Source organism: Xanthomonas sp. WHRI 10204, from assembly GCF_040202875.1.
Lineage (GTDB): Bacteria > Pseudomonadota > Gammaproteobacteria > Xanthomonadales > Xanthomonadaceae > Xanthomonas.
The window spans coordinates 898,129-923,915 of sequence record NZ_JBEGDW010000001.1; the positions used below are offsets into that span (position 1 = coordinate 898,129).

A 25,787-nucleotide genomic window follows, 5' to 3' on the forward strand; every position below is an offset into this window, starting at 1 on the left:
CACAGAGCCCCTTGAGTCAGGGGGCTCGCCGAAGGCGCGGGGTGTGGCAGGCAGTGAGCAGGCGCCCAAGGTTTCGGCGCGGCGAAACCTTGGGCAAACCCGCAGGGGCGAAGCCCAAGGGGTTACTGCAGCAGCGAGCGCAGCATCCAGGCGTACTTTTCGTGGGTCTGCAGACGCTGGGTCAGCAGGTCCACGGTCGGGTCGTCGCCGGCGTCGTCGGCGGTGCCCAGCACCTTGCGCGCGGTGCGGCAGAGCGCTTCGTTGCCGCTGACCAGCTGGCGCACCATCTCCCGCCAGTCGGCGCTGTCGCTCAGGCCCGGCTCTTCCGGAATCGAGGTCAATGCGACGAACTCGCTGTAGGAGCCCGGTGCGTTATAGCCCAGGGCGCGGATGCGCTCGGCCACTTCGTCCAGCGCGGCCCACTGCTCGGTGTATTGGGTTTCGAACATGGTGTGCAGCGAGTTGAACATCGACCCGGTGACGTTCCAATGGAAGTTGTGGGTCTTCAGATACAACGTGAAGGCGTCAGCCATGTAGCGGGCCAGGCCGTCGGAGATCTTCTTGCGATCGCCGTCCTTGATCCCGATATCGATATGCGGCGCCGACGCGGCAGCGACCGGCAGGGCATCGTTGATCACGACGGGCTTGTTGGCGTTCTTTTTCTTGGACATGGGATGGCCCTTCTGAGGAAGTGGATGTCTGATGGAACAGATATGGCGTCACAATAGACAGGCTAAAGGATCAAACGTCATTCAATCTTTCACATTTTTCCATCAATGAGCGCTATCGACACCGACCTTGCCACGCTGCTGCGTGAGCGTCGCCACGCCGTGGATGGCGCAATGAGCCGAGACCGGGGCCGCCTGCTTGGCCTATGGTCGCGCTGGCAGGGCAAGCCCGGCAACCCGCAGCTGCGCGACGCGTTCGAGCAGGCGTTGGCGGCGTCGCTGACGCAGCGGCAGGCGCGTGCCGAGCAACAGCCGGCAATCACGCTCGACACGCAACTGCCGATCGCACGCGAAGCCGAGCACATCATCGGGTTGATCCGCGACCATCAGGTGGTGGTCATCGCTGGCGAAACCGGCTCCGGCAAGACCACCCAGTTGCCCAAGCTGTGTCTGGCCGCCGGGCGCGGTGCCGCAGGCATGATCGGTTGCACCCAGCCGCGCCGGATCGCCGCGCGTGCGGTGGCCGCGCGGGTGGCCGACGAGCTGAAGACGCCGTTGGGCACCGTGGTGGGCTTCCAGGTGCGCTTCACCGACCGGGTGAGCGAGCAGTCGCGCATCAAGTTCATGACCGACGGCATCCTGCTGGCGGAGATCGCCAGCGACCGCTGGTTGTCGGCCTACGACACCATCATCGTGGATGAGGCGCACGAGCGCAGCCTCAACATCGACTTCCTGCTCGGCTATCTCAAGCAGCTGCTGAAAAAACGCCCTGATCTCAAGTTGATCGTGACTTCGGCCACCATCGATACCGAGCGCTTTGCGCAGCATTTCGACAATGCGCCGGTGATCAATGTGGAAGGGCGGACCTTTCCGGTCGAAGTGCGCTATCGCCCGCTCGAAGGCGAAAGCGGCGGCGACGATGCGCAGGATGCCGGCCGCGACGGCGAGCGCAGCGTCAACGATGCGATCGTGGCGGCAATCGACGAGATCACCCGCATCGATCCACGTGGCGATGTGCTGATGTTCCTGCCGGGCGAGCGCGAGATTCGCGATGCGCATCATTCGCTGGAACGGCGCAAATACCGCGAGACCGAAGTGGTGCCGCTGTATGCGCGGCTGTCGGCGGCCGACCAGGACCGCGTGTTCAATCCAGGCCCGCGCCGGCGTCTGGTGCTGGCCACCAACGTGGCCGAAACCTCATTGACGGTGCCACGCATCCGCTATGTGGTGGACCCGGGCTTTGCGCGCGTCAAGCGCTACAGCCCGCGGCAGAAGCTGGACCGCCTGCATATCGAGCCGATCTCGCAGGCCAGCGCCAATCAGCGCATGGGCCGTTGCGGGCGGATCGCCGAAGGGATTTGTTACCGGCTGTATGCCGAAGCGGACTTCGCCGCGCGGCCGGCGTTTACCGATCCGGAAATCCGGCGCGCGTCGTTGTCGGGCGTGATCCTACGCATGTTGCAACTCGGGCTGGGGCGGATCGAAGACTTCCCGTTTCTGGAAGCGCCCGACGAGCGCGCGGTGGCCGATGGGTGGCAGCAGCTGCTGGAGCTGGGGGCGATCGACGCCGAGCGCCGTCTGACCGCCATCGGTCGGCAGATGGCGCGCCTGCCGGTGGACGTCAAGCTGGCGCGCATGCTGGTGGCCGCGCAGCAGCACGGCTGCCTGCGCGAGATGATCATCATCGCCGCGTTCCTGGGCATCCAGGACCCGCGCGAACGCCCGCCGGAAGCGCGCGAGGCGGCCGACAATGCGCATGCATTGTTTGCCGATGCGCGCTCGGAATTCGTCGGCATCCTGCGCCTGTGGGACGCGTACCGGCAGGTGCACGAAGACCTCACCCAGTCCAAGTTGCGCGATTGGTGCAACCGGCATTTTCTGGGCTTTTTGCGCATGCGCGAGTGGCGCGAGCTGCATCGGCAGTTGCGCCTGTTGTGCGAAGAACTCGGCTGGAGCGAAGAGCCGGCCAACGTGATGCTGGCGCCGCTGCTGGCGGGCGCCAGTGCGCCTGCGCGCGAGGATGGTCACAATGCCAACCGGCCGACGCGCGGGCAGCTGCATCGCGCCGCGCGTCTTGCGCGCGAAGGCAAACCCGATCCGACTGCGCCACCGACGCAATCCGCTGCGGCGGCATCGAACAAACAGGCCGAGGCCGCTGAAGGCTCGGCGCGTGCCAGCGAGCGCGAACGCGCTGCCGCGTACCAATCGCTGCACCGCGCGCTGCTGGCGGGCCTGCCCACGCAGATCGGCCATCGCACCGAAAAGGGCGACTTCCTGGCGGCGCGGCAACGCCGGTTCGTGCCGTTCCCGGGTTCGGCATTGGCGCGCAAGCCACCGCCGTGGATTCTTGCGGCGACCTTGCTGGACACGCAAAAAGTGTGGGGCATGACCAACGCCGCGATCGAGCCGGATTGGGCCATCGCCGAGTTGCCGCACCTGCTGGCACGCAAGCATTTCGACCCGCATTGGTCGCGCGCCCAAGGGCAGGTGGTGGCCTCGGAGCAGATCAGCCTGTTCGGGCTGGTGCTGGCGCCGAAGAAGCCGGTGCATTTCGGCAAGATCGACCCGGCTGCCGCGCACGATCTGTTCGTGCGGCAAGCCCTGGTGACCGGCGAAATCAATACGCGCGCGGCGTTTGTGGCCGACAACCTCAAGGTGCTGGAACAGGCGCGCGAGGAAGAGGCAAAGCTGCGCCGGGCCGGTATCGTGGCCGACGAAGGCTGGCAGGCGCGCTGGTACCTGGACCGCATTCCGGCCGAGCTGCATTCGGCCAGCGGCCTGGATGCATGGTGGAAAACCTTGCCGCCAGACAAGCGCCGCGGCCTGCACTGGACCTTGAACGATCTGCTGCCCGGCGAAGGCAGCGAAGCCGATCGCTTTCCGAAGTATTTCCCGCTGGGCGATGCGCGGCTGCCGTTGCAGTACCGCTTCGAGCCGGGTGCGATCGATGACGGCGTCACCCTGGACGTGCCGCTGCACCTGCTCAATGCGCTGGACCCGGCGCGCCTGTCATGGCTGGCGCCTGGCTTTGTCGCCGACAAGGCATCGGCGCTGATCCGCAGCCTGCCCAAGGTGCAGCGGCGCAATTTTGTGCCGGCGCCGGATTTCGGGCGTGCGTTCTGCGAGGCCTACAGCCTGCCGTCGGCCGACGATATCCGTGGCGAGCTGGCGCGCTTTCTGTCCAAGGCCACCGGTGTGCAGGTCGCCGCGCTGGATTTCGATGAAGAATCGCTGGACACGCATCTGCTGATGAACCTGCGTCTGCGCGACGACGACGGCAAGGTGCTGGCCGAATCGCGCGATCTGGACGGGCTGCGTGCGCGCTTCGGCGAACGCGCCGGGCAGGCGTTTGCTGCGCGTGCCGGGCGCGCGTTGGCTGCGGAAGGGCTGCGCGATTTCCCCGCCACGCCGATTCCCGAACAGGTCGCCGGCGAGGCTGGCGTGCCGGCGTACCCGGCCCTGGTGGATCAGGGCGACGATGCTGCCTTACGCATCTTTGCTGACCGCAACGACGCCGCGCAGGCGCATCCACGCGGCGTGCGTCGCCTGCTGGAAATCGCGTTGGCCGACAAGATCAAACACGCGCGCAAACAGTTGCCGGTCTCGCCCAAAACCGGTCTGCTGTATGCAGCGATCGAATCGCAAGAGCGGCTGCGTGGCGATCTGGTCGATGCCGCGCTCAATGCGGTGCTGGCCGACGGGCTGGGCGCGATCCGCGACCCGGGTGCGTTTGCGCAACGTCGCGACGATGCGACCAAGCGTCTGTTCGGCGAAGCGATGGAGCGGCTCAAATTAGCCGAGAGCATCCTGGGCGCCGTGGCCGAGCTCAAACCGTTGCTGGAAGCGCCACTGATGGGCTGGGCACGCGGCAATCTGGACGATATGGAGCAGCAGTTGCGCGCGCTGGTGCATGCCGGCTTCCTGCGCGACACACCTGCCGAGGCGCTGGCCAATTATCCGCGCTATCTCAAGGCGATGATCCTGCGGACCGAGCGTGCCAAGCGCGACCCGGCGCGCGATCAGTCGCGCATGCTCGAGCTCAAGCCGTTCGTGGATGCGTTGGGCGATGCGGCTGCGCGTGGCTTGCAGCAGCGTGCCGACTGGCAGGCGCTGCGCTGGGATCTGGAAGAGTTGCGGGTGTCGGTGTTCGCGCAGGAGCTCGGTGCCAGGTCCGGCGTGTCGGCAAAGAAATTGTCGCAGCGGGTGGCGGCGTTGCGCTGATGAGTTGTCGGCGGATTGCGTGCGGTTGCTTGCAGCTCGCTGTAGCGTGAGCCGTTCGCGCTTACCTGGCGAGTGATGGGCCAGGTGTTTGGCCGCCGCAATGGCATGTCGGTCGCTTGCCGTGCCGTGCGCGACGTGACGTGACGTATAGATCATGTTGCGTGGACGAGCCATGCGTGGCGTCCGCCACGTATGGCCAAGCGGTATTGGTCGATGCAGGCTTCCAACGCACCCCGCGCGTGCGGCCACATGGCAGTGGCCGCACCCACGAAGACGCCAGCGTCAGAACGTCGCAGCCTCAGAACTTCACGTGCAGGCTCGCCATATAGCGCCGCCCGCTTTTGTAGCGGCCGGCCAGATGATCCTTGTCACCGAGATACTGCAGATATTCTTCATCCAGCAGGTTCTGCCCATCGATCTGCAGCGACCAGTTCGGGCTGAATGCATAGCCGATGCTGGCGCCGAGTTCGGCGTAGTCGTCCACGCTGGCCGGTGCCGCACCGGCCACATAGCCGCCGGCGAGATAGCTATCGCGCCAGTTGTAGGTCAGTCGCGCGTTGAGCGGGCCTTTCTCAAAGTACGGGCTGAAGGCCACGCTGTTGCGTGACTGATACGGCAGCGCATCGCCGGTGTTGTTTTCGCCGTTGGCGTAGGTGTAGTTGGCGGTCAGGCCAAAGCCGCTGTCGCCGAAGGGTTGCTGGAACGAGAGATTGAAGCCCTTGACCTTGCCGTCGCCGGCATTGCGCGGCCGCTGCACGCTGTAGTCGCAGTAGCCGTCGGCGGTACAGCCGTTGCTGCCGAGCAATTGCGCCCAACTCTGCGGTGCGCTATCGCGCAGCGCGTTGTACTGATGCTCCACGCTGGCGCTGGTGTCGATGTAGTTGTCGATCTTTTTGTAGAACACCGACCACGCCACCACCGATTGCTGTGCGAAGTAATACTCTGCCGAGAGATTGAAATTCCACGATTCGTACGGTGACAACTCGGCGTTGCCGCCGCTGCCGGTCAGCGTGGTGTCGTTGAGGAAGGTGTTGTTGACCATCTGGTTGTAGGGCGCCCAGGCGATCACCTTGGCCGCGGCAAAGCGGAACACCCAGTCCTCGCTGGCGTCGTAGGACACGGTCAGCGACGGCAGCAGAAAGTCCTCTTTGCGGGTACGCGTCTGCCACAGGCTGTCGGCGTTGGCCAACGACGGTGTGCCGCTGTAGACAAAGCCGCTGCCTTCGGTCTTGGAGTCCACATAGCGCACGCCCAGATTGCCGCGCAGACCGCCGCCGGAGAAATTCAACTGCGCGTAGGCCGCGTTATTGGTCTGCTCCAGCGCCCAGCTGTTGTTGAGATAACTGGCCGGATCCGGCGCGTTGTAATCGACCGGGCTGTTGCGGATCCAGTTCAGCACATTGTTGCGCCCGGCCTGCACGTGCTGGCCGTGGTCGGGATAGAAATCCTGCAGGTCGGTCAGACCGATCGTGCCAACATCGGCCAATGTGCCAGGGGTCACTCCGCCGTAGACGTTGAGCTCGAAACGTTCCTCGTGTTTTCCGTGACGTACACCCAGCAGTAACTGGTTGAACATGCCATCGAACTGCACATCCAGATCCAGTTGGCCGTAGGTGTCCTTGCTCTCGGTGGAGAAGATGCCGTTGTTGCCGAACCAGCCGCCGGCCGAGCCCCAATTGACTGGGTCGCGTGCGCGCGCAGGGTCGTCGAACTGGATGCCGCGGCGCGTGTCCCAACGGAAGCCGCCGTTGTAGAACGGCTCGATGAAGTATTGCGACAGATCCTTGTTTTCGGATTTGCTCTGTCCCACCTGTCCCTTCACACCCCAGCCATCGCCGCGGAACGCGCCGCGCAGATCCAGGCCTTTGGTGGTGACTTCCGACTCGCGCACGTTGTTGTCGTAGATCACCGTGCCGCCAAGCGGATCGGCATTGGCGCTGGAATGGCCGCTGGTCACCACGCCGTTGCGCACATCGCCGAGCTGGTCCACCGCGGCCACCGTGCCGGCATTCCAGGTCAAAAAGCTGTACATCGACTGGTTGTAGTTGTCGAACTTCTCGTTGATGTACACGCCGCTCAGATTGAATTCCAACGCATCGCTGGGTTTGAGTTGCAGGTTGACCACTGCGCTGTCGCGCTCGCGGTCTTGCTGAAACCAGGCGGCATTGATCGAGTTGGGCACATCTGCATCGGTCGGAACCGTGCCTGCGGCGTTGGCGAAGGTGCTGGCAGGCGCATAGCCGAATACTTCCATGCCGCGGCGGTCCACGCGTTCTTCGTAGTGCTGCGCGGACACGGCAATGCCGAAGGTGTCTGCGGGATTTTTCCAGCTATAGAGCAGGGCCGCATTGGGATTGCCCTTGCTGGCCTGGTCGCTGTAGCTGTAGCCGATGGAGCCGGCGATCTCGTTGGCTTTCAGATCCAGCGGTTGGCGCGTGTGCATCAGCACCGTGCCGCCGAGGCTGCCTTCGGTCAGTCGCGCTTCGGAAGACTTGAGGATCTCCACGCGGCCCAGGATCTGCGGCGACAGCAAGGTGTAGTCGAATCCGCGGCTGGGCTGTTCGCCGTACAACCAGATCGCCTGCGCCACCGGGTGGCCATCCAGGAACGACAGATTCAAGCTGGGGTCGGTGCCGTCGATGCTGACGCGCTCGCCTTGGCCGAAGCGTCGGTCCAGGGTGACGCCGGGAATCTGCGATAGCGCTTCGGCCACATTGGTGCTGGGAAACTTGCCGATGTCCTCGGCAGTGATCGCTTCGGAAATGCCGGTGTTGTTACGTTTGGTATCCAGCGATTTTTCCAGGCTGGCACGGATGCCGACCACCTGAACGGCGTCCAGCTCGGTGGCTTGCTGGCCAGGGCTGTCCTGGGCTTGCGCGGTGACCGCCAACGACAACGCAATCGCACTGCACAGCAGGGTGGTGCTGTATTTCATGATGTCTCTCCTCATCACGCACAGGGATGGATGGCGGGCCGTGGCTCGCCGGATGCGGGGGCTGAAAGTAGCTAGCAAAACTACTGTGCTCACCGCCAGGCGGGCGCGGCCGGTGCTCGGAATCGGCATGTACCCCTCGTACACTCCGGTTCTGAGCGCGCCGTCCACACCCACCTGACGACTGCTCGCTACGTTTTGTTAGCCACTTTTAGTAACCGCACGTTCGGGGGAACGCGCGGTGAAACGCTTACGACACGTCAGCGTGGTGTTGCAGATACCAATTGGCCGCACCGAGCACGCCCAGCTGCCCGTGCTCGACCAGCTTGACCGGGATGCGTTCGAGCACCGCGCGCATGTTGCCCTTGTCCAGAAAACGCGCGCCGAACGTACTGGATGCCAGAAAGTGTCCGATGGTCGGCAGGATGCCGCCGGCCAGATAGATGCCGCCGGCAGCGCCGTAGGCCAGCGCCATGTCACCGACGGCGTGGCCGAGCAGGGCGCAGAACACGTGCAGGGTTTCGCGCGCCATTGCGTCGTCTTCATGCAATGCCGCATGCGTGATTGCCGCAGGCTGCTGATGACGTTGCGGCGAACCGTGCAGCGCACACACCGCGGCATACAGCCGCAACAGTCCAGGGCCGGACAACACGTGCTCGAGCGGCAGATAGTGTTGGTCGCGCAGCAGGATGCGCAGCAACTGCTGTTCGTGCGCGTGCGTGCTGGCCAGCGCGACCTGGCCTGCTTCGGTCGCCAGCACGATGGGGCGCGGCTTGGCATCGATCCACACCGCAGCGCCTAACCCGGTACCGGGGCCGACCACCAGGATCGGCCCGGCGCTGCGTGCATGCCGCGGCGTGGGGCCGCTCAGTTGCAGCACCGCACGCGCTTCCATCTGCGGCGCTGCATAGGCGACCGCTTCGAAGTCGTTGACCAGATGCACGTTGCGCAGGTCCAACGCGGCGCGCAGGCGGTTGGGCGAGATGCTCCATGGCAGGTTGTTGCTGATGAAGCTGCCGTCGTCCAGCGCAACGCCAGCGCTGGCGATCACGACCGTCTCGACACGGCTCACCTGCGGCAGGAAGTCGGCCAGGATGGCGTCAAGGCTGGCGTAGTCGCCGCAGCGATAGGTGCGGTAATGGGCAAGCGCAATCGCTGCGCCCTCTGCCTGCAGCACGTGGCCAAGACGCACATGCGTGCCGCCGACATCGGCCGCGATAAAGCCGGTGGCCGCAGGAGCAGCAGGCGTGGCAGAAGCGTGAGCAGAACGCGAAGTCGCAGCCACATGCAGTCCTTAGTCCGTCTGATCAGCCGATGCCATCAGCGCGTAGCGGCTTGTTTAGAAGTTGGTGACAACGATGTCAATGGTCCAGTCGGGTTGGATCGATCTTGTTGGCAGGCTCAAGTGCAAAAACCGCCCTATGGACCGGTTCTATGCGGACTTCATTGCGCAAAGTGGACAAGACGATGCAGTCGGTACGTTTGCAGTTGGCGCGGTGCCGGTGTGCAAGCGTGCTCAGCTCGTGCGCATGCACACGGTGCCAGTGACGTGCGAGTCCACCGACCATCTGTCTTTATTTGGGAGCGCTACGCGACATCGCGACCTACTGTCTCGTGAAGCCGAAGCCATTGGCAGGCCCAGCGTCACGCAGCGTCACTGCCTTTTGCGGATCGAGGTTGGCTATGCAAGATGCCGAACGGCGAGCCGCGCGATGCGTTGCCCGCGCTCCCTGCAACAGCAATCACCGTTCAACCCGCAGCAGCGCGACTCGCAATGCCGGGCAACGTGCTGCACGCGGCATTGTCGGTGGGCGGTGCTGTAGAGGGATATTGCTGCTTGCCAAGCACGTAGGTCTGGCTGGTGGCGACGAATCCATCCGCATAGGTGGCTTCGACGAAATAAGCGCTCCAACCGGCATCTGGAATCTGCACCGGCACCGAGACGGTGTTGCCGCGTGCAAGCGCAATCGGGGTGGTGTGGTAGCGGATGCCGCAGGCATAGCGGAAGTCGCGCGCCTGCGGATTGGTGGCCGCCCATAGCCGCACTTGCGTCGGTCGTTCCGACGAGCGGAAGCGAATGTGCGGTGCGTCGCCTGCGCGCAACGTGTCGCTCACATTGGGGAGCGAGCGCTGCTGCTGCAGCCGCACAATAAACGGCACCAAGCTATCGACGATCGATGTGCGGATGCCGTTGTGCGCGCTGTTGGGCACCATGCGCAAGGCCTTGCTGCCAGGCAGCGCGTCATAGAAAAACTGCGTGTTGTCTGGCAGAAAAAAATCATCGCCGCTGGCGTTGACGATGTACTTGGGCACCCTCAAGCGCTTGCGGTAGGGCGTGTGCAGATAACTCAGCGGGTCCTGCAGTTGCACCAGTTGCGCGAACGCCGGGGTCTGCAATTGCGCGGTAATTCCCTGTTTGGCATACGCGTTGAATGCAATCGGCCAGTTGCCACCGTATGCCCGATACATGTGGTCCAGCACGGCCGGCATGTTGAGGATGTCGATCACGAACGGCACCACAGCGTCCACGCGTGGGTCGGCGATGGTGGCGTGCCAGCTGGCCCAGCCGCGCTTGGACGCGCCAGCAAGAATGAAGCGATGGATCTGCAGCGGCGCCAACTCGCGCTCGGCCAGAGTCATGGTGCGCGCGATCGCCGCGGCCATCGGTACATGCAGCGGCATGGTCTTGCGCTGCTGCGGCGATTGCAGAAACAGCGACCAACTGTAGGCGACGCTGTCGTCCTCGCGGCGCGGGGCGGCATCGCCCTGATACTGCAGTGCCTGATTGGGGATGTCGCTCAGCGCGATGACCACGGTGCGGCTGCGTTGCGCCAGCGCCGCCAGCGCTTCCGGCGGCAACTCGCTGGCCGGCTGTACCGCACTGCCTGCGACCGGATGACGCGTGCCATTGGTGGAGATCAATAACGCGCGCGTCGGCAGCGCATCGTCGGGCACATACATCGCCACGTCATGCTGCCAGGTGGCCGGGGTGACGAGCCCTTCAGGCGACCATGTCTGCGAGGTCAACAGGTACTCGCGCCGCTCGACACCGGCGATGCGGCTGGTGGCCCCTCGCGTGTAGACCAGCGGCTGCTGTTCTACTGCATCGCGATAGCAGATCAGAGCTTGATCAAACCCGACCTGGGGCGCGGTGGCGCAGCGTTCGGTAGCAGTGGACGCCAGTGCTGGCCCTGCGATCAAGGCCAGCAATGCAATCCCGCAGCGTGTCATCAGGCGCATCGGCATTCTCCGTCAGCGGCGCTGGGAGCCAGCGCGATCAAGGGCCCGGCCCGCGCCAGATGCGCAGATCAAGCCTGTTGTCGGTGGCCAGTCTGGCACGTAGGACGCATCCATCCTTTGCAGTGCCCACACCAGATGCCGGCGAAAACGAAGTCAAGCTTGTCGGCGAACAGAGGCCGCTGCATTGACTCGTTAACTTTCCGCAGAAGCGCGCTTGCATGCGATTGGGCAGTGCCGGCCGGTCTCCATCGCACATCCGCACGCGCCGGCGAGGGGGCTGCGTTTCTCTGCTTCTGCAGCAGCTTTGCGCCGTCCGCACTGCTTATACGGGCTAACACTTGGAGGGGGCTAAAAAAAGCAGCGAGCGGTCGTCAGGGATGCATTGACGGCGTACTCAGCACCGAAGCGTACGACTGGCCCATGCCGCACCGAGCACCGGCTACGCCCGCCTGACGGCAGGCGCAGTCGTTTTGTTGGCCGCGCTTACTTGATCCGCCGCACCTTGGCCGGGGTGTTGTACCCCTCGATCTGCAGATACCACACGCCGACCAGGCCGGGCTTGATCTTGACCTTGGGAGCCTCCTTGCGCACGCCGGAGAGGCTGGCCACATCGGTCTGTTCCCATTCCTGACCATTGGCCAGCGTATAGACGCGGCCTTTGGAGAAGCCCTTGAACTCGCCGACGATGTTGCTCTCGATCGGCTCCTTGCTGCCGAAGTCGAAGAAACCACGGTTCTTGACGATGATTTCCTGGCGGCCGGCTTCCTTGGCCTGTTCGACCACGACGGCGGCTTCCTTGGCGACCTTGCCCTGCAGCCAGTCGTTGAGCGCGGCCAGTTCGCTGGCATCGAGCTTGTCCAGGCCAGCAGCCTTGAACTGTTCGGCGCTCATCTGCGACTGCAGATCGCCGTGGACTGCGCGCTGCGCGAGGGCCGGGGTGGCGGTCAATGCAAGAGACAGGCAGACCAGCAGGGGAATGCGGCGCACGAGCGACATGGAAGCCATCCGACAGGGAAGAGGTGGCTAGTGTAGACGCTGTGCCGTGCCAGCCGACGCCGGTCAGTCCACGCGGTCGGCAGTGGCCGATGACGCCTGCGCGGAGCGGGCGGGGCGGCGATAGATGAATTCCGGCGGCGACGCAGCCGCCTCGGTGTCGGCAATCGCGCGCACCTGCGCATGGTCGGGCGAGCGTTCGCAGACCGGGTCCAGCGTGGCGGCATCGCCGCTGAGCGCCAGCGCCTGGCAGCGGCAACCGCCCCAATCGATCTCGCGTTTGGGACACTCCTGGCAGACCTCGGGCATCCAGGCGGTGCCGCGAAACCGCACGAACGCCTCGCCGTTGTTCCAGATATCGGCCAGCGAGCGCTCGCGCAGGTTGTCGAAGCGCATGCCGTCGATGGTTTCGGCCGCGTGGCAGGGCAGTACGTCGCCGCGCGGAGAAATATTGACGAAGCGCTGGCCCCAGCCCCCCATGCAGGGCTTTGGCAGGCGCGCGTAATAGTCGGGGGTGACGAAGTCGATCGCCAGACGGTCGCCGAGCTCGCGCCGCGCGGTTTCCACCGCGGTAATGGTCGCCATCAGTTGCTCGCGGCTGGGCATCAGCGCAGCACGATTGCGCAGGCCCCAGCCGTAGTACTGGGTGTGCGCCACTTCGATGCGCTCGGCCTGCCATTCCAGTGCCAGCGCAATCATGCCGGGCACGCGCTCTGCGTTGTGCCGGTGCAGCACCGCGTTGATCGTTAATGGCAGGCCGCGTGCGCGTACGGCGGCGGCGAAATCGCGCTTCTTCGACAGGCTATTGCGATACCCGGCGATGCGGTCGGCGCCGGCCGGGTCGACGTCTTGCACGCTCAGCTGCACATGCTCCAGTCCGGCGGCTTGCAGTTGGTCCAGCATCGGTTCGCCGCCGGCCACGCCGGAGGTGATCAGGTTGCTGTACAGCCCGAGCTCACGCGCATGCGCCACCAGCTCTGGCAGATCCTTGCGCAACATTGGTTCGCCGCCGGAAAAATGCGCCTGCAGCACCCCCATCTCGGCGGCCTGCTGCAGCAGCGAGCGCCAGCCGGCGGTATCCATTTCCTCGCGCAGCGCCGCCAATGCAATCGGGTTGGAGCAATACGGGCATGCCAGCGGGCAGCGATGGGTCAGCTCCAGCAGGACCGACAGCGGTGGCGGTGCAGTGTTCATAGCCGCAACAGACGTTTCTGGTGCAGGGTGGTGGTGAGTTCGATCACATCCACTTCGATCTCGGCGGCGTCGGCATCGAACTCTGCCGCCAATTCCTGCGCAATTTGCGCCAGCGAACGCGCGCCATCGAAGCGCTGCGCCACCACCTGGGCGATCTCGTCGAGTTCGACCACGCGTTCGGGCGCAAGCAGCACCCACTGGTCGCGTGTGCGGTCGTGCTGCAGACGCACGCCTGCGCGCAGTGCCGGCTGACTCTCGCGGGTAATGTCGCTCACGCAGCGGCCCGGCGGGCGTCGCGGTCGGGCACGAACGCGTCCGGCCACACGATGCCCGGCGTGACATAGGCCACGTGCAAGGCATCCAGCTGCGCCCACAACACCGAACATTTGAAATGCAGCGCGGCCTTGACCAGCTGCTGTTTTTCGACCGTATCGGCGTGCTGCTTGACGTAATCGAGCGCGAAATCCGAATCGCGCGGCGCCTCGGTCAGGCGATGCTCGAAGTACGCCAGCGCCTCGGACGAGACGAAGTCGTAGTGCTTGAGCATGCCGGCCACGCGCTGGCCGATAATGTTGGGCGCGAACAGTTCGGTGAGCGAGGAGGCAATCGCCTCGAGCAGGCTTTTTTCGCGGACGAAGTGCAAATACGCCTGCACCGCAAACCGCGTGCCGGGCAGCAAGGCGCGCCCGGATTCGACCAGGCCGCGATCCAGGCCCAGCGCGTCGGTCAGGTGCAGCCAACGTGCGATGCCGCCATCGGTGGCGCTATTGCCGTCGTGGTCGAGGATGCGCTGGCGCCAGATTCGCCGCAGCGCCGGGTCTTCCATGCGCGCCAGGATCGCCGCATCTTTCAGCGGAATGCAGCGCTGGTATTCGAAGCGATTCAGCGCCCAGGCCTGCACCTGGCCGCGATCGAGCTTGCCGTCGTGCAGCAGCGCATGAAATGGGTGCTGGTCGTGATACAGGCGTGCGCCGATCGCGCGCAGATCTGCTTCCAGTTGTTCGGGAGTGAGCAGGGCGGTCACAGCGTGATCTCCAGGCCGTCGTGGGCAACGTCCCAGCCGCTGGCACGCGCACTGGCGTACTCCGGCGAGTGGATGTCGAGCACGGGATTGGTGGTGTTGAGATGGATGAAAATCTTGCGCGCTACATTTAACGGGGCGAACGCAGCGATGGTGCCGTCGGCGCCATCGATACTCATGTGGCCCATGCGCTGGCCGGTCTTTTGGCTGATGCCGAGTTGCACCATCTCGTCGTCTCGCCACAGTGTTCCGTCGAAAAAGACCAATTCGGTTCCTCGCAGGCGCGCGCGCAGTGCATCGGTCATCGCCGCGCAGCCGGGAATGTAGTGCACGCGGTGCTGGCCATCGTCGATGGTGAGCCCGAGGGTTTCTTCGTTGGAGCCGGCCAGATCGCCGCCGCTGCGCGATTCCATGAACAGCGGCACCTTGCCTGGCACCGAGAATGGCGTCAGCTGCAGGCCGAGCAGCGACACCGGCGTGTCCAGCGCAAATGGCTGGCGCGTCACGTAGTTTGGATTCACCGCGTCGAAGATGGGGTTTTGCGCCAGCAGGTCCAGCACGCGACTGCTGGCATGCAGCGAGAAGGCCTGGCTTTCGCGCATCGACAACAATCCGGCGATATGGTCGATCTCGCCACTGGTCAGCAGCACCGCTTCGATCGGCGAATGGCGCAGCCCGTGCTGCGGCCATAACGCGGGTGTGGCGAGAATCTGCTGACGGAGATCGGGGGACGCATTGATCAGAACCCAGCGCTCGCCATCGGCACTGACCGCGATGCTGGCTTGGGTACGACGTTGGGCACCGTCTGCTTGTTGCCAGGCCCGCTGACTTGCGGGTGTATGGCAATTCCACTGCGGGTGCCCACCGCCGGCCGCCGATCCCAAAACGATGATGCGCATGGAAACTGTTACCTACTCTGCCGGCAGTTGCCGGTCATGCATCAAAAGGAAGGGCGGCTGGTGCGATTGAGACGTGCCGGATCAAAACTCGCCAGAGACGTAGCAGTTGATTTCGGCGCCACAGTTGACTTCACGAACGACAGGCTTCTTCCAGGTCTTCATCGGCTACCTCGCAGTGGGTGGAAAAACGCCGTCGCGGCGCAATGCGGCGATGACGTGAGCCGAGCATAGGCAGGCGGTTTATTCCAATTGTAAAGAGCTTGTAAAAAGCCGGCATTGCGTCGCAATTGGCACGCCGCGCGAACGCGTATCCATCGCTGAGCGGTTGCGAATCAAGACCTTGGCGGGTGAACCGACCATAAGCGCAAACATGCTGCCGGCCGGCATTTGCGCCGAAATTGCGCGTTGTAGAGAAGGTGACGCGCACGTTACCGTAGCTGTCAGACCCCAGTGATCGCCGGCCGCCGTGTCCACCGTTGTGACCAGTTCCTCATTCGAACGCCTGCATGCCTTGCTGCAGCGCCCGGCCGTTGCGTCGATCGCACCGGCATTACGCGATGCATTGGCGCAGGCCTGGCAGGATGCGCCGCCCGCGCAGTCCGATAGCGTGCCGTGGGCGCTGCTGGCCGACACGCTGGACGTGCTGGCTTCGCTGGCAGCCGACGAGGCCACAGTGATTGCGGCCTTGCTGTTCGATCTGCCGGCATTACGCGGTGCGGTGGCTGGCTTGCCCTGGCAACCGGCGGAGCGGCGCGTGGCAGTGGAAGGATTGCTGGATGGCCTGGATGCGGCCGATCAGGTCTGGGCGCTGCATGCCGGACGCGAGGCCGGGCGCAACAGCGAGGGCTTGCGGCGCCTGCTGTTGTCCATCATCCACGACCTGCGCGTGGTGCCAATCCTGCTGGCGCGGCAGCTGACGCGCATGCGCGTGGGCGACCGCCTCAGCGAGGAGCAGCGCCGCGCGCTGGCCCAGCTCACCCGCGACATCCATGCGCCGCTGGCCAACCGGCTGGGTATCTGGCAGGTGAAGTGGGAGCTGGAAGACCTGGCCTTCCGGCACCTGGAACCTGATACCTATCGCCGCATCGCGCGCGAAGTGGACGAAACCCGGGTGGCGCGCGAGCGTTACATCGAGGCGGTCAAGCGCACCTTGTCGAGCGCATTGGCGGGGCAGGGCCTGCGCGCAGAGGTGAGCGGGCGGCCGAAGCACATCTACAGCATCTGGCGGAAGATGCAGAAAAAGCGGCTGTCGTTCGACCAGCTCTACGACGTGCGCGCGGTGCGCGTCATGGTCGACGACGTGGCGGCCTGCTACGCGGCGTTGGGCGCGGTGCATTCGCTGTGGGCGCCTGTGCCCAGCGAGTTCGACGATTACATCGCCCGGCCCAAGGCCAACGACTACCGCTCGCTGCATACCGCGGTGGTCGGGCCGGAAGGGCGCACGATCGAGATCCAGATCCGCACCCACGAGATGCATGCCCAGGCCGAGCTCGGCGTGGCCGCGCACTGGAAGTACAAGGAAGGCGGCAAGGGCGCCGAAAAAGCCTTCGACCGCAAGATCCTGTGGATGCGCCAGTTGCTGGAACAGGTGCAGGAAGGCGAGCACGGCGAGTTGGCCGGCGCGCTGGATGCCGAGCTGATCGAAGACCGCGTGTATGCGCTGACGCCCAAGGGCGAGGTCATCGATCTGCCGCAAGGCGCCACCCCGCTGGATTTTGCGTACCACGTGCACACCATGGTGGGGCACCGCTGCCGTGGCGCGCGGGTCAACGACCGCATCGTGCCGCTGACCTATCGGCTGCGCAGCGGCGACCGCGTGGAGATCATGACCGCCAAGGAAGCCGACCCGCGTCGCGACTGGCTGCTGGCGTCCAACGGCTTTCTGGCCAGCGGGCGTTCGCGCGACAAGGTGCGCGCCTGGTTCCACAAGCTCGACCGCGCGCGCAATGTGCAGGCGGGCAAGGAGTTGCTCGATCGCGAGCTCAAGCGTCTGGGTCTGCAGCATGCCGATCTGAGCGTGGCGACGCGCAAGTTCCATGCTGAAAACGTCGACGATCTGTACATTCAGGTGGCGCTGGGCGATACCGGGCCGAACCAGGTCAGCCGTGCGCTGCTGGAAGCCGAGCGCGCCGCCTCGCAACCTGCGGTGCCGGCGCCACCGCGACCGACTGCGCGCCGCGACGGCCTGGGGAAATCCAAATTCACCGTGCAGGGCGTGGGGAATCTGCTGGTGCAACTGGCGCGGTGCTGCCAACCGGTGGCCGGCGAACCGATTGCCGGGTATCTCACCCGCGGCCGCGGCATCACCGTGCACCGCACCGACTGCGCGGCACTGGCACGCCTGGCGGCCGCCCATCCGCAACGCGTGTTGCCGGTGGAGTGGGGCAAGGCCGGCAGCGGGTATGAAGTGGATGTGCAGGTGCGCGCGGTGGACCGCCGCTGGCTGCTCAAGGACATCACCAACCTGATCGCGCAGGAAGATGCCCACGTGCTGGAAATCAACAGCGACAACGTGCGCGACACCGGCAGGGCGCAGTTGCGGTTGCGGCTCAAGGTGAGCGACTACGACCAGCTGTCCGCGCTGCTTGGCAAACTGGATGCCTTGCCCGGCGTGAACGAGGTGCGGCGACTGGGCTGAGCGCGATCAAGCGGCGTTGCGTGTTTGTGGTGAATGCTGCTGGTGGTTGGGGTGGCGCAGATCATCTTGGGATGGCGCAGATCACCGGCTGACTCTCGGTGTGCTGCGCTTCGGGAGTTGCTTGCGCGGTCGCTGTGCTGCGGCACCCACGTGTCGGCCACCCCAGACGTCGTGCAACTGCCACGACGATGCATCGATGCACCAGAGCGGTCTGGACAGCGCACCCGCAGCGCTTGCCTTGACCAATTCCGAATCCGCCAATCCCGCCCCTACACCGTCTTCGCAACACGGCCAGCTACCATACGCACGTGAACGCGCCCCCGTCAGGTCGCGCCAAGGATGGACGCTACCGTATGTTCCCGCTGCCGCGCTGGGTCAGGTCGCCGCGCCTCTGGGCGCCGTTGCGCAGCCGTGCACTGTGGCGCGTAGTGCTGGCGCTGGCCGCCTGTTTGCTGTTAAGCGTCATCGCGCTGCGCAAGCCGCTGGGCGATGTGCTGTGGCCGGATACACGGATCCAGCAACTGCTGCAACGTGGCGATGTTGCGCTGTCGCGCGGCAAGCTCAGTGCCGCCGACGGCAGCGGTGCGCGCGAGCTGTTCACCGCGGCGCTTGCATTGGACAACGATCGTAGCGAGGCTCGGGTCGGGTTGGCCCGGACCGGCGTGGCTGCCGTGGTGCAGGCGCGCGCTGCCATCGCGGCCGGCGATGCGGACGCCGCGCAGCGCACGCTGGCATTGGCAACTGCACTGGAGGTGCCGCAGGCACAGGTGGCGCCGGTTGCGCTGCGGCTGCGTCAACTGCAGGCGCGCCGCGCCGGGCTGGATGCCTTGCTGGCGCAGGCCGTTGCCGCTCAGCAGCAAGGTCGCCTGGATGGCACGCCCGACAGCGCGCTGCCGCTGTATCAGCGCATTTTGACCCTGGCGCCCGACCGCACCGACGCACTGGAAGGGCGCGAAGATGCCTTGACTGATCTCTTGGCGCAGGCGCGTCACGCGCTGGCGCGCGACGCACTCGGCGAGGCAGCGCGCCTGCTGGCAGCGGCCAAACGTTACGACGCCGGGCATGCCGACGTGCCGTCGACCGAAGGGCACTATCACCGTGTGCTGGATCAGCGCCGGCAACGTGCCGAGGCATTGCTGCGACGTGGTCGCTTGGCCCCCGCTGCACGCGATTTCAACGCCGTGCTGGCGGCCGAGCCGGCCGATGTCGGCGCGCAGCGCGGGCTGGAACGGGTGGCCAGCGAATACGCCGCGCAAGCAGGCAGGCAGGCCGCGGACTTTCAGTTCGACGCGGCGATGCAGTCGTTGCAACAGGCGCAGTCGCTGGTGCCGGTCGCCGCATCCATCGCCCAGGCCGAGCAGGCCATCGCCCGCGCCCGCGACGCCCAGCGCAGCCCGGAAACCGGGCTGTCGCGCGGCATGCGCGAGCGCCGTTTGCGGCTGCTGTTGCAACGCGTCGCCGATGCCGAAGCGCGGCAGCAATGGATGACGCCGCCCGGCGCCAGTGCATACGACGCGGTGCGCGCGGCGCAAGCGCTGGCACCGCGCGATCCACGCGTGCTGCAGGCCGCCGCACGCGTGGTGCCGGCCAGCCAGCGCTGTTTCGAAGACGAGCTGCGCAACAACCGGCTGCGTGCCGCGCGCGGCTGCCTGGATGCCTGGCAGGCGCTGACGCCGAATGGCGATGCGTTGCCCGGCGCGCGTCGACGCTTGGCCCAGCGCTGGGTCGCAGTCGGCAGCGAGCGCCTGGGCCAGGAGGATGCGGCGTTCGCGCGCCGGGCCCAGGACGAAGCGCAGCAACTGGATCCTGGTTTGCCGGAGCTGGCCGAATTCACGCGCCGGGTCAGGGCGGTGGCAGAGCAGCGCTGAGGCGTGCGCTGTTTTTGTCGGCGTTTGGCCTGTACATGCCGGTAGTGGATGGTGATCAGACCGGAGACATCCAGTAGCGCTTCGACGTCATCTTCGCTGCAGGCACTGACCGACCAGCTTGGGCGCATCAGGCAATTGCTCAGGGAGAGATAACCATGGCGGCTGGCTGCACCCTCAGCACTGCCCCTGTCGCGCAGAAGATGACCTCAGAGCGGCTAGCAAGACGTAGTGCGCAGTCATCAAGTGGGTATGGACGGCGCGCTCAGAACCGGAGCGTGTGCGCGGTACATGAGTATTTCGAGTACCGGACGCGCCCGCCTGGCGCAGCAAAGTAGTTTTGTTAGTTGCTCGCAGTCCGTACCGGTTGTTGCTCCCTTCCCCCATCGGGAGAAGGTGCCCGAAGAGCGGATGAGGGGACGAGCGAAGCGTCGCGATGCATGTGCGCGTTCGTCGTCGCGGTGAGCAAACTCTGCGAAGTCTCGCGTCCTGCGCGCCAAGACATCGATGCAGCCCGCAATGATCTGCGTGGCACGACGACAACTGCCCGATCCGCAACGCACCCGTAAGTCACCAGGGGCGCCACCTTAGTCCGCGATAAACAGCTCGCGGACCGTCGCGCGCGCTGCGTCCAGCGAGAAGTGCTCGGCTACGTTGCGCAGCCCGTTGTCGGCCAGCTTCTGCCATAGCGCTGCATCCTGATACAGCCGCACGATGGCGCTGGCAAAGGCATCGGCTTCGTCGGCCACGCAGACATCGTCGCCATCGCGCAGATGCATGCCTTCCACCGCGCAGGTGGTGCCGACCACCGGTTGACCATGCGCCATGCTCAGATTGATCTTGCCTTTGACGCCGGCGCCGAAGCGCAGCGGGGCGACCGCAATGCGGGCGCTGTCCATGAACGGCACCAAATCCGGCACATGGCCATGCAGTCGCACACCGGGGCATTCGTCTGCAAGCAGCTTCAGCGCCGCCGGCAGATCCGCACCGATGCAATGAAACTCCACGTCGGGCAGTTGCGCGCGCACCTGCGGAAAGATCGCGCTGATGAACCACTGCACCGCATCCACATTGGGCGGATGGCGGAAGCCGCCCACGAACACCAGGTCGCGGCGTTGCACAAAGCTGTGCCCGCTGCCGGCGACCTCGTGCAGGTTGGAGAGCAGGGCAGTGCGGATCTGCGGCGCATCCGCGCGCAATTGCGCCTGTTCGGCGGCAGACACCAGCAGGGTGACGTCGGTGGCCGCCATGATTTCCAGTTCGCGTACGCGGGTGCGTTCGGCGCTGCGCAGCAGATTGGCATCGCCGGCAAGCTCGGCGCCGCGGCGTTCGCGCAGGTAATGCAGGTCGACGGTGTCGAACAAGGTGCGTGCCTGCGGCGCGTACTGTTTCAACAATGGCAGGCAGGCGTGGGCAACGTGGTGCCGCACCAGCAGCACCACCGCAAAGCGCGGGCCGTGCGCGCGCAACCAACTGCCGATGCCGTCCAGGAACGGCGCATACCAGACCTCCACGCCCAGTTGCTGCAGCGCCTGGGTGTGGCGTCCGGCATGTTCGCGCCGGGTCGGCACGAACACCACATGGGCGCCTTCTTCGCGCAATAGCCGGATCAGATTGAACTGCCGCAACGAGCCGGAATCGCGATCCGGGTGCGGCACGCCTTCGTCCAGGATCAGCACCTGGCGTTGCCCGCGATGCAGTTGCGCCGGACCGGGCACCGTGCCGACCGGCAACTGCGTCGCCAGCGCCTGCTGCCACTTCTCCGCGAAAACGGCTTGATTGCGCACCTGATAGGCCTTTACTCCGGTGCGCGTGTCGGTGCCGTTGCTGGTGCCTTCGTCATGCACCACCACACTGGCCGGCTGCACCAGAACCTGATGCCCGGCGGCGCGCACTGCAAAGGCCAGGTCGGTATCTTCGTAATAGGCCGGCATGTAGCGGCGATCCAGCCCGCCCAAGGTCTGCAGCAACAGCGCCCGTGGCAGCGCGATCGCCGCGCCCGAGCAGTAGTCCATCGCGCGCACATAGGCATAGCGCGGGTCGTCGGCCGACTCGAAGCGGCCGTAGCTCCAGGCGCTGCCGTCGCCGAAGACCACACCGCCGGACTCCTGCAGGCGCCCGTCCGGATACACCAATTGCGCGCCGACCAGGCCGGCGTTCGGGTGCGCGGTGAAGGTGCCGATCAGTCGATCCAGCCAGCCGGGCTGCGGGATGGTGTCGTTGTTGAGTAGCACCACGTATTCGCCACGCGCCAGCGCGATCCCGTCGTTGCAGGCAGCAATGAAGCCGCCGTTGCTGGCGCGCAGGTGGTAGTGCAGGCCGGCAATCTGCGGCAGCTGCACGCTGGTGGCATCGCTGCTGCCGTCGTCCACCACGACGATCTCCACCTCCAGCGTTGGTGGATGCGCAGCCAGCGCACGCAGACAGGCCAGCGTATGGGCGATGTGGTTGTAGACCGGGATCACCACCGTCACGCGCGGCGCGGCGCTGTGCGGTACTGCGAATGCAGCAAATGGCGCGGCATCGGGCAGCCATAGCGGTGTGCCGAGCGCCACCGGCGGTGCCTGCGTGTGTACGCGAATGCGCTGCCAGGTGGCCCGCCACCCGCGTGTGCGCATGCTGGCCACGCTGCGGTGGATCAGGCCGAGCACGCGATTGAACAGATAGCGCGCATCGGCCAGGGACATCGACATTGCGTTGAAACTCCAGCGGAGAGACGGGTGAATGGAGTCAGCAGGGAGTGCGATGGCGCAGCCGGCAGACAACCGCCGCCAGTGTACCGATGAGCACAGGCCGCGCCGAGCACAGGCTGCAGCGGCGGCGCGGTGAGCACGGCGGTTTGTTAGCCGCGCTTAAGTCGGCGGGGCCAGCGGGCCGCAACCATGACAGCGCTGCGCTAGACTCGCCCGACTCTACATTCTCGCATCCCTGTGCCCCGACGCTACGACCACGACGATTCCGACGACTTTCAGGACGACTCCAACGCGCAAGGCCCCCGCTGGCAACGCAGACTGATTGTCTGGGGATTTGCCGCGATCGCGCTGGCGCTCGGTTTCCTGATTCCTTACACGGTGTATCTGAACAAGCAGGTCACGCAACGCTTCGGCGAGCTGCGTTGGCAGATCCCGACCCGTGTGTACGGGCGCCCGTTGGTGCTGGTGCCCGGCAAAGCGTTGGATGCGGCCACGCTGAAGACCGAGCTCGATGCGGCGTCCTACCGCGACGACGGTCAGGCCAAGCTGGCCGGCACCTATCAGCAGGATGGCAGCCGCTTCACCATCGCCAGCCGCGGCTATAACGATGTGGACGGGCGCGTGCCTGCCCGACGTATCGAGGTCAGCCTGGCTGGCGGCCGCGTGGCGAGCCTACGCGATGCTGCTGACCGCAAGACGCTCAAGAGCGCGCGCCTGGATCCGGCGCGTATCGCCACGCTCTACGGCCAGAAGCAGGAAGAGCGCCGACTGGTGCGCATGGAAGAAGTGCCGGAACTGCTGGTGACCGGCTTGCAGGCCGTAGAAGACCGCGATTTCAATAGCCACCACGGCATCGATCTGAGCGGCATGGTGCGTGCGGCGTGGATCATGGTGCGTTCCGGCGGCCAGGTCCGTCAGGGCGCCAGCACCTTGACCCAGCAGCTGGCGCGCAGCGGGCTACTCGGCATCGGCAAGGAACAGACGGTCACGCGCAAATTCAACGAAATTCTGTACGCGGTGATCATGGAGGCGCGTTACGACAAGCGCACCATCCTGGAGGCCTACCTCAACCAGGTCTATCTGGGTCAGCGCGGCGGGCAGGCCATCCACGGCGTGTCATCGGGTGCGGAGCTGTGGTTCGGTCGCGAGCTCAATTCGATGACCACCGAGCAGATCGCACTGCTGATCGGGTTGGTCAAGGGGCCGTCGTATTACGACCCGCGGCGCAATCCGGAGCGTGCGCTGGATCGACGCAACTTTGTGCTGGGCAAGCTGCACGAGAACCAGCTGATCGACGATGCCGAATACAAGCGCGCGCTGGCTGCGCCGCTGGGCGTGCCTACCGAGCCGGGTCTGGTCGCGGCCAACCGTTTCCCGGCCTATGTGGATCTGGTGCGCCGGCAGCTGGCCCACGATTACCCCGAAGGCGTGCTGCAAGGCGCCGGCATGAGCGTGCTCACCGGCATGTCGCCGTCCGCGCAGGCCTATGCCGAAGGCGCGGTGACCGGCACCATCAAGCGGCTGGACAACAAAAAGCGCCCGCCGCTGCAGGCGGGCCTGGTGATGACCGACGTGCACAACGGCGATGTGCTGGCAGTAGTCGGCAGCCGCGATGTGGCCAAGCCGGGCTTCAATCGCGCAGTCGAAGCGCAGCGGCAGGTGGGCTCATTGCTCAAGCCGTTCGTCTATCTGCTGGCGCTGGCCTCGCCGGATCGCTGGGCGTTGTCCAGCTGGGTCGACGATTCACCGGTGACGGTGCAGCTCAGTCGCGGCAAGACCTGGTCGCCGGGCAATTCCGACAACCGCAGCCACGGCACGGTGCGCCTGATCGATGCGCTGGCGCATTCCTACAACCAGGCCACGGTGCGGGTGGGCATGCAGGTCGGCGCCGACCGCGTGGCGCAATTGATCCAGGTGCTGGCCGGCATCAAGGCCGACCCGAACCCATCGCTGATCCTGGGCGCCACCGATCAGAGCCCGTACGGCATGGCGCAGCTGTACCAGTTCCTGGCCGCCGGTGGCGAGATCCAGCCACTGCATGCGGTGCGTGGCGTGCTCGACCCGCAGGGCAAGTTGCTCAAGCGCTACGACAAGACCCCGGCGCCGGCGCAGGAAGGCGATTCGGTGGCGGCCAACCTGATCAGCGTCGCTCTGCAGCAGGTGGTCAGTGGCGGTACTGCGCGGCAGTTGCTGGGCGATGGCCTCGGGCGCCTGTCGCCGGCCGGCAAGACCGGCACTTCCAACGACGGCCGCGACAGCTGGTATGCCGGCTACACCGGCGACCATTTGGCGGTGATCTGGATGGGTAACGATCAGAACGAGCAGACCGGCCTGTACGGCGCGACCGGCGCGATGCGGGTGTGGTCGAGCATCTTCGCGCGCCTGCCCAGCGCACCGTTGAAGGTCAGTGGCAAGGGCCTGGACTGGCAGTCGGTAGACGCGGCCGGCACCGGCGTCACCGATGCTGGCTGCCCGGGCGCACGCCAGTTCCCGTTCGTGGTCGGCTTCACGCCGGCCTATGCGCCGTGTGCCGGTAATGCACCCTCCATCGAAGACGTGCCGGACGATGGATCCGCACCCGCCGAGCAATCCAGCGGTGGCGGCTGGCGGCGTTTCTTCGGATTGGAAAAGAAGCCGGAAGAACCCGCACCGGCGCCTGCGTCGGCGCCCCCTGCACATTGAGTGGAGTGACCCCATGATCCGATTGCACCGCCTTGTTGTCCTGATCGGCGTGCTCGCCGCAGTCACTGCCTGCGTCAGTGCGCCGCCCGCGCTGCCGCCGACCCCGGTGGACCCGACCACGCCCACACAACGGCTGTTGCTGATCGAGCGCGAAGCCGGCGTGGACGACACCGAGTTGTCGGTGCAGCCGCTGCGCGACCCGCAGGTGGACGATCTGCGTGAGAGCGCCAAGGCCAAGCGCCAGGCCGGCGACCTGCCCGGCGCTGCGGCGGCGCTGGATCAGGCGCTGGGGCTGGTGTCCGGCGACCCGGCGATCCTGCAGGAGCGTGCTGAAGTGGCCGTGCTGCAGGCCGATTGGCCGGCAGCCGAACGCTTTGCCAACCAGGCGGTGGAGCTTGGCTCCAAGACCGGCCCGCTGTGCCGTCGCCATTGGGCCACCATCGAACAATCGCGGCTGGCGCGCGGCGAAAAGGAGAATGCTGCATCGGCCAAGTCGCAGATCGCCGGCTGCACCGTGCCGGGCGTGAAGCGGTACTGAGTGCGGGTGGCACCGGTTGCGCTGCCAGCAGCGCGACCGGTTTGGCTGGCTGCGTCATGCGCGGTTGAGCGAGTAGCGTGCCTCTCATAGGTCACTCGATAACAGCACCCGCCGCCTCGTTCGCAGCAGGTCTGGTGTTCGAGTGCTATGCGTTCGTGGTTGCGTGCCTTTGGCCGCTTCTGGGTGATGTGTGACCACGCGCG

General features: G+C 65.6%; 16 protein-coding genes and 2 other RNA genes. 6 read left to right on the forward strand and 12 right to left on the reverse strand.

What is annotated here, in order from left to right; translation table 11 throughout:
• Positions 1-122: 122 nt before the first annotated feature.
• Positions 123-671: a Dps family protein gene (locus ABQZ00_RS03935; protein WP_055849144.1), complete on the reverse strand. Its 549-nt coding sequence runs from the start codon at positions 669-671 to the stop codon at positions 123-125.
• 105 nt (positions 672-776) lie between these two features.
• On the opposite strand from ABQZ00_RS03935, the gene hrpA reads away from it, so the two are divergent.
• Positions 777-4,889 (forward strand): ATP-dependent RNA helicase HrpA, encoded by a 4,113-nt coding sequence (hrpA, locus tag ABQZ00_RS03940; RefSeq protein WP_323537535.1) that lies wholly within the window; start codon positions 777-779, stop codon positions 4,887-4,889.
• Between the two features lie 298 nt (positions 4,890-5,187).
• Here the strand turns inward: hrpA and ABQZ00_RS03945 are convergent, their stop codons facing one another.
• A complete protein-coding gene (locus ABQZ00_RS03945) occupies positions 5,188-7,824 on the reverse strand; it encodes a TonB-dependent receptor (RefSeq protein WP_323537534.1) in 2,637 nt (878 codons plus the stop codon).
• A 127-nt stretch (positions 7,825-7,951) separates the two neighbouring features.
• Here ABQZ00_RS03945 and ABQZ00_RS03950 point away from each other — a divergent pair.
• Positions 7,952-8,028, forward strand: a non-coding RNA gene (locus ABQZ00_RS03950) — sX9 sRNA.
• A 43-nt stretch (positions 8,029-8,071) separates the two neighbouring features.
• Here the strand turns inward: ABQZ00_RS03950 and ABQZ00_RS03955 are convergent.
• The 8 genes from ABQZ00_RS03955 to pqqA all read right to left on the reverse strand — a co-directional run bounded on the left by ABQZ00_RS03955 (position 8,072) and on the right by pqqA (position 15,330).
• Positions 8,072-9,106: a glucokinase family protein gene (locus ABQZ00_RS03955; protein ID WP_323537533.1), complete on the reverse strand. Its 1,035-nt coding sequence runs from the start codon at positions 9,104-9,106 to the stop codon at positions 8,072-8,074.
• Positions 9,107-9,570: 464 nt separating this feature from the next.
• Positions 9,571-11,061, reverse strand: a complete 1,491-nt coding sequence (locus ABQZ00_RS03960) for a PhoPQ-activated pathogenicity-related family protein (protein WP_323537532.1) — start codon at positions 11,059-11,061, stop codon at positions 9,571-9,573.
• Positions 11,062-11,544: 483 nt separating this feature from the next.
• Positions 11,545-12,057, reverse strand: coding sequence for a hypothetical protein (locus tag ABQZ00_RS03965; RefSeq protein ID WP_055849156.1), 513 nt, complete (start codon positions 12,055-12,057; stop codon positions 11,545-11,547).
• Between the two features lie 63 nt (positions 12,058-12,120).
• Positions 12,121-13,248, reverse strand: a complete 1,128-nt coding sequence (pqqE, locus tag ABQZ00_RS03970; RefSeq protein ID WP_323537531.1) for a pyrroloquinoline quinone biosynthesis protein PqqE — start codon at positions 13,246-13,248, stop codon at positions 12,121-12,123.
• Complete coding sequence (pqqD, locus tag ABQZ00_RS03975; RefSeq protein ID WP_115562643.1) at positions 13,245-13,523, reverse strand: pyrroloquinoline quinone biosynthesis peptide chaperone PqqD; 279 nt, start codon at positions 13,521-13,523, stop codon at positions 13,245-13,247. The genes pqqE and pqqD overlap by 4 nt, the downstream gene beginning before the upstream one ends.
• Positions 13,520-14,272, reverse strand: coding sequence for a pyrroloquinoline-quinone synthase PqqC (gene pqqC / locus ABQZ00_RS03980; RefSeq protein WP_323537530.1), 753 nt, complete (start codon positions 14,270-14,272; stop codon positions 13,520-13,522). The genes pqqD and pqqC overlap by 4 nt, the downstream gene beginning before the upstream one ends.
• Complete coding sequence (gene pqqB / locus ABQZ00_RS03985; protein WP_323537529.1) at positions 14,269-15,168, reverse strand: pyrroloquinoline quinone biosynthesis protein PqqB; 900 nt, start codon at positions 15,166-15,168, stop codon at positions 14,269-14,271. Before pqqB ends, pqqC begins: the two co-directional genes overlap by 4 nt.
• An 81-nt stretch (positions 15,169-15,249) precedes the next feature.
• On the reverse strand, positions 15,250-15,330 hold the full coding sequence (gene pqqA / locus ABQZ00_RS03990; RefSeq protein WP_002812057.1) for a pyrroloquinoline quinone precursor peptide PqqA: 81 nt from the start codon (positions 15,328-15,330) through the stop codon (positions 15,250-15,252).
• 304 nt (positions 15,331-15,634) lie between these two features.
• On the opposite strand from pqqA, the gene ABQZ00_RS03995 reads away from it, so the two are divergent.
• Both ABQZ00_RS03995 and ABQZ00_RS04000 read left to right on the forward strand, forming a co-directional pair.
• The gene (locus ABQZ00_RS03995) at positions 15,635-17,806 is read left to right on the forward strand and encodes a RelA/SpoT family protein (RefSeq protein WP_323537528.1); all 2,172 of its coding nucleotides are present in this window, start codon (positions 15,635-15,637) and stop codon (positions 17,804-17,806) included.
• A 353-nt stretch (positions 17,807-18,159) separates the two neighbouring features.
• Positions 18,160-19,674, forward strand: a complete 1,515-nt coding sequence (locus tag ABQZ00_RS04000; protein WP_323537527.1) for a hypothetical protein — start codon at positions 18,160-18,162, stop codon at positions 19,672-19,674.
• A 213-nt stretch (positions 19,675-19,887) separates the two neighbouring features.
• Here the strand turns inward: ABQZ00_RS04000 and ABQZ00_RS04005 are convergent.
• Together ABQZ00_RS04005 and ABQZ00_RS04010 are read right to left on the reverse strand one after the other, a co-directional pair.
• A non-coding RNA gene (locus ABQZ00_RS04005) (sX9 sRNA) lies at positions 19,888-19,964 on the reverse strand.
• Between the two features lie 294 nt (positions 19,965-20,258).
• Positions 20,259-22,364 (reverse strand): glycosyltransferase, encoded by a 2,106-nt coding sequence (locus tag ABQZ00_RS04010; RefSeq protein WP_323537526.1) that lies wholly within the window; start codon positions 22,362-22,364, stop codon positions 20,259-20,261.
• Between the two features lie 237 nt (positions 22,365-22,601).
• Between ABQZ00_RS04010 and mrcB the strand changes: the two genes are divergently transcribed.
• Positions 22,602-25,046 (forward strand): penicillin-binding protein 1B, encoded by a 2,445-nt coding sequence (gene mrcB / locus ABQZ00_RS04015; protein ID WP_323537525.1) that lies wholly within the window; start codon positions 22,602-22,604, stop codon positions 25,044-25,046.
• A 13-nt stretch (positions 25,047-25,059) separates the two neighbouring features.
• Positions 25,060-25,584, forward strand: coding sequence for a tetratricopeptide repeat protein (locus tag ABQZ00_RS04020; protein ID WP_115562638.1), 525 nt, complete (start codon positions 25,060-25,062; stop codon positions 25,582-25,584).
• Positions 25,585-25,787: the final 203 nt, after the last annotated feature.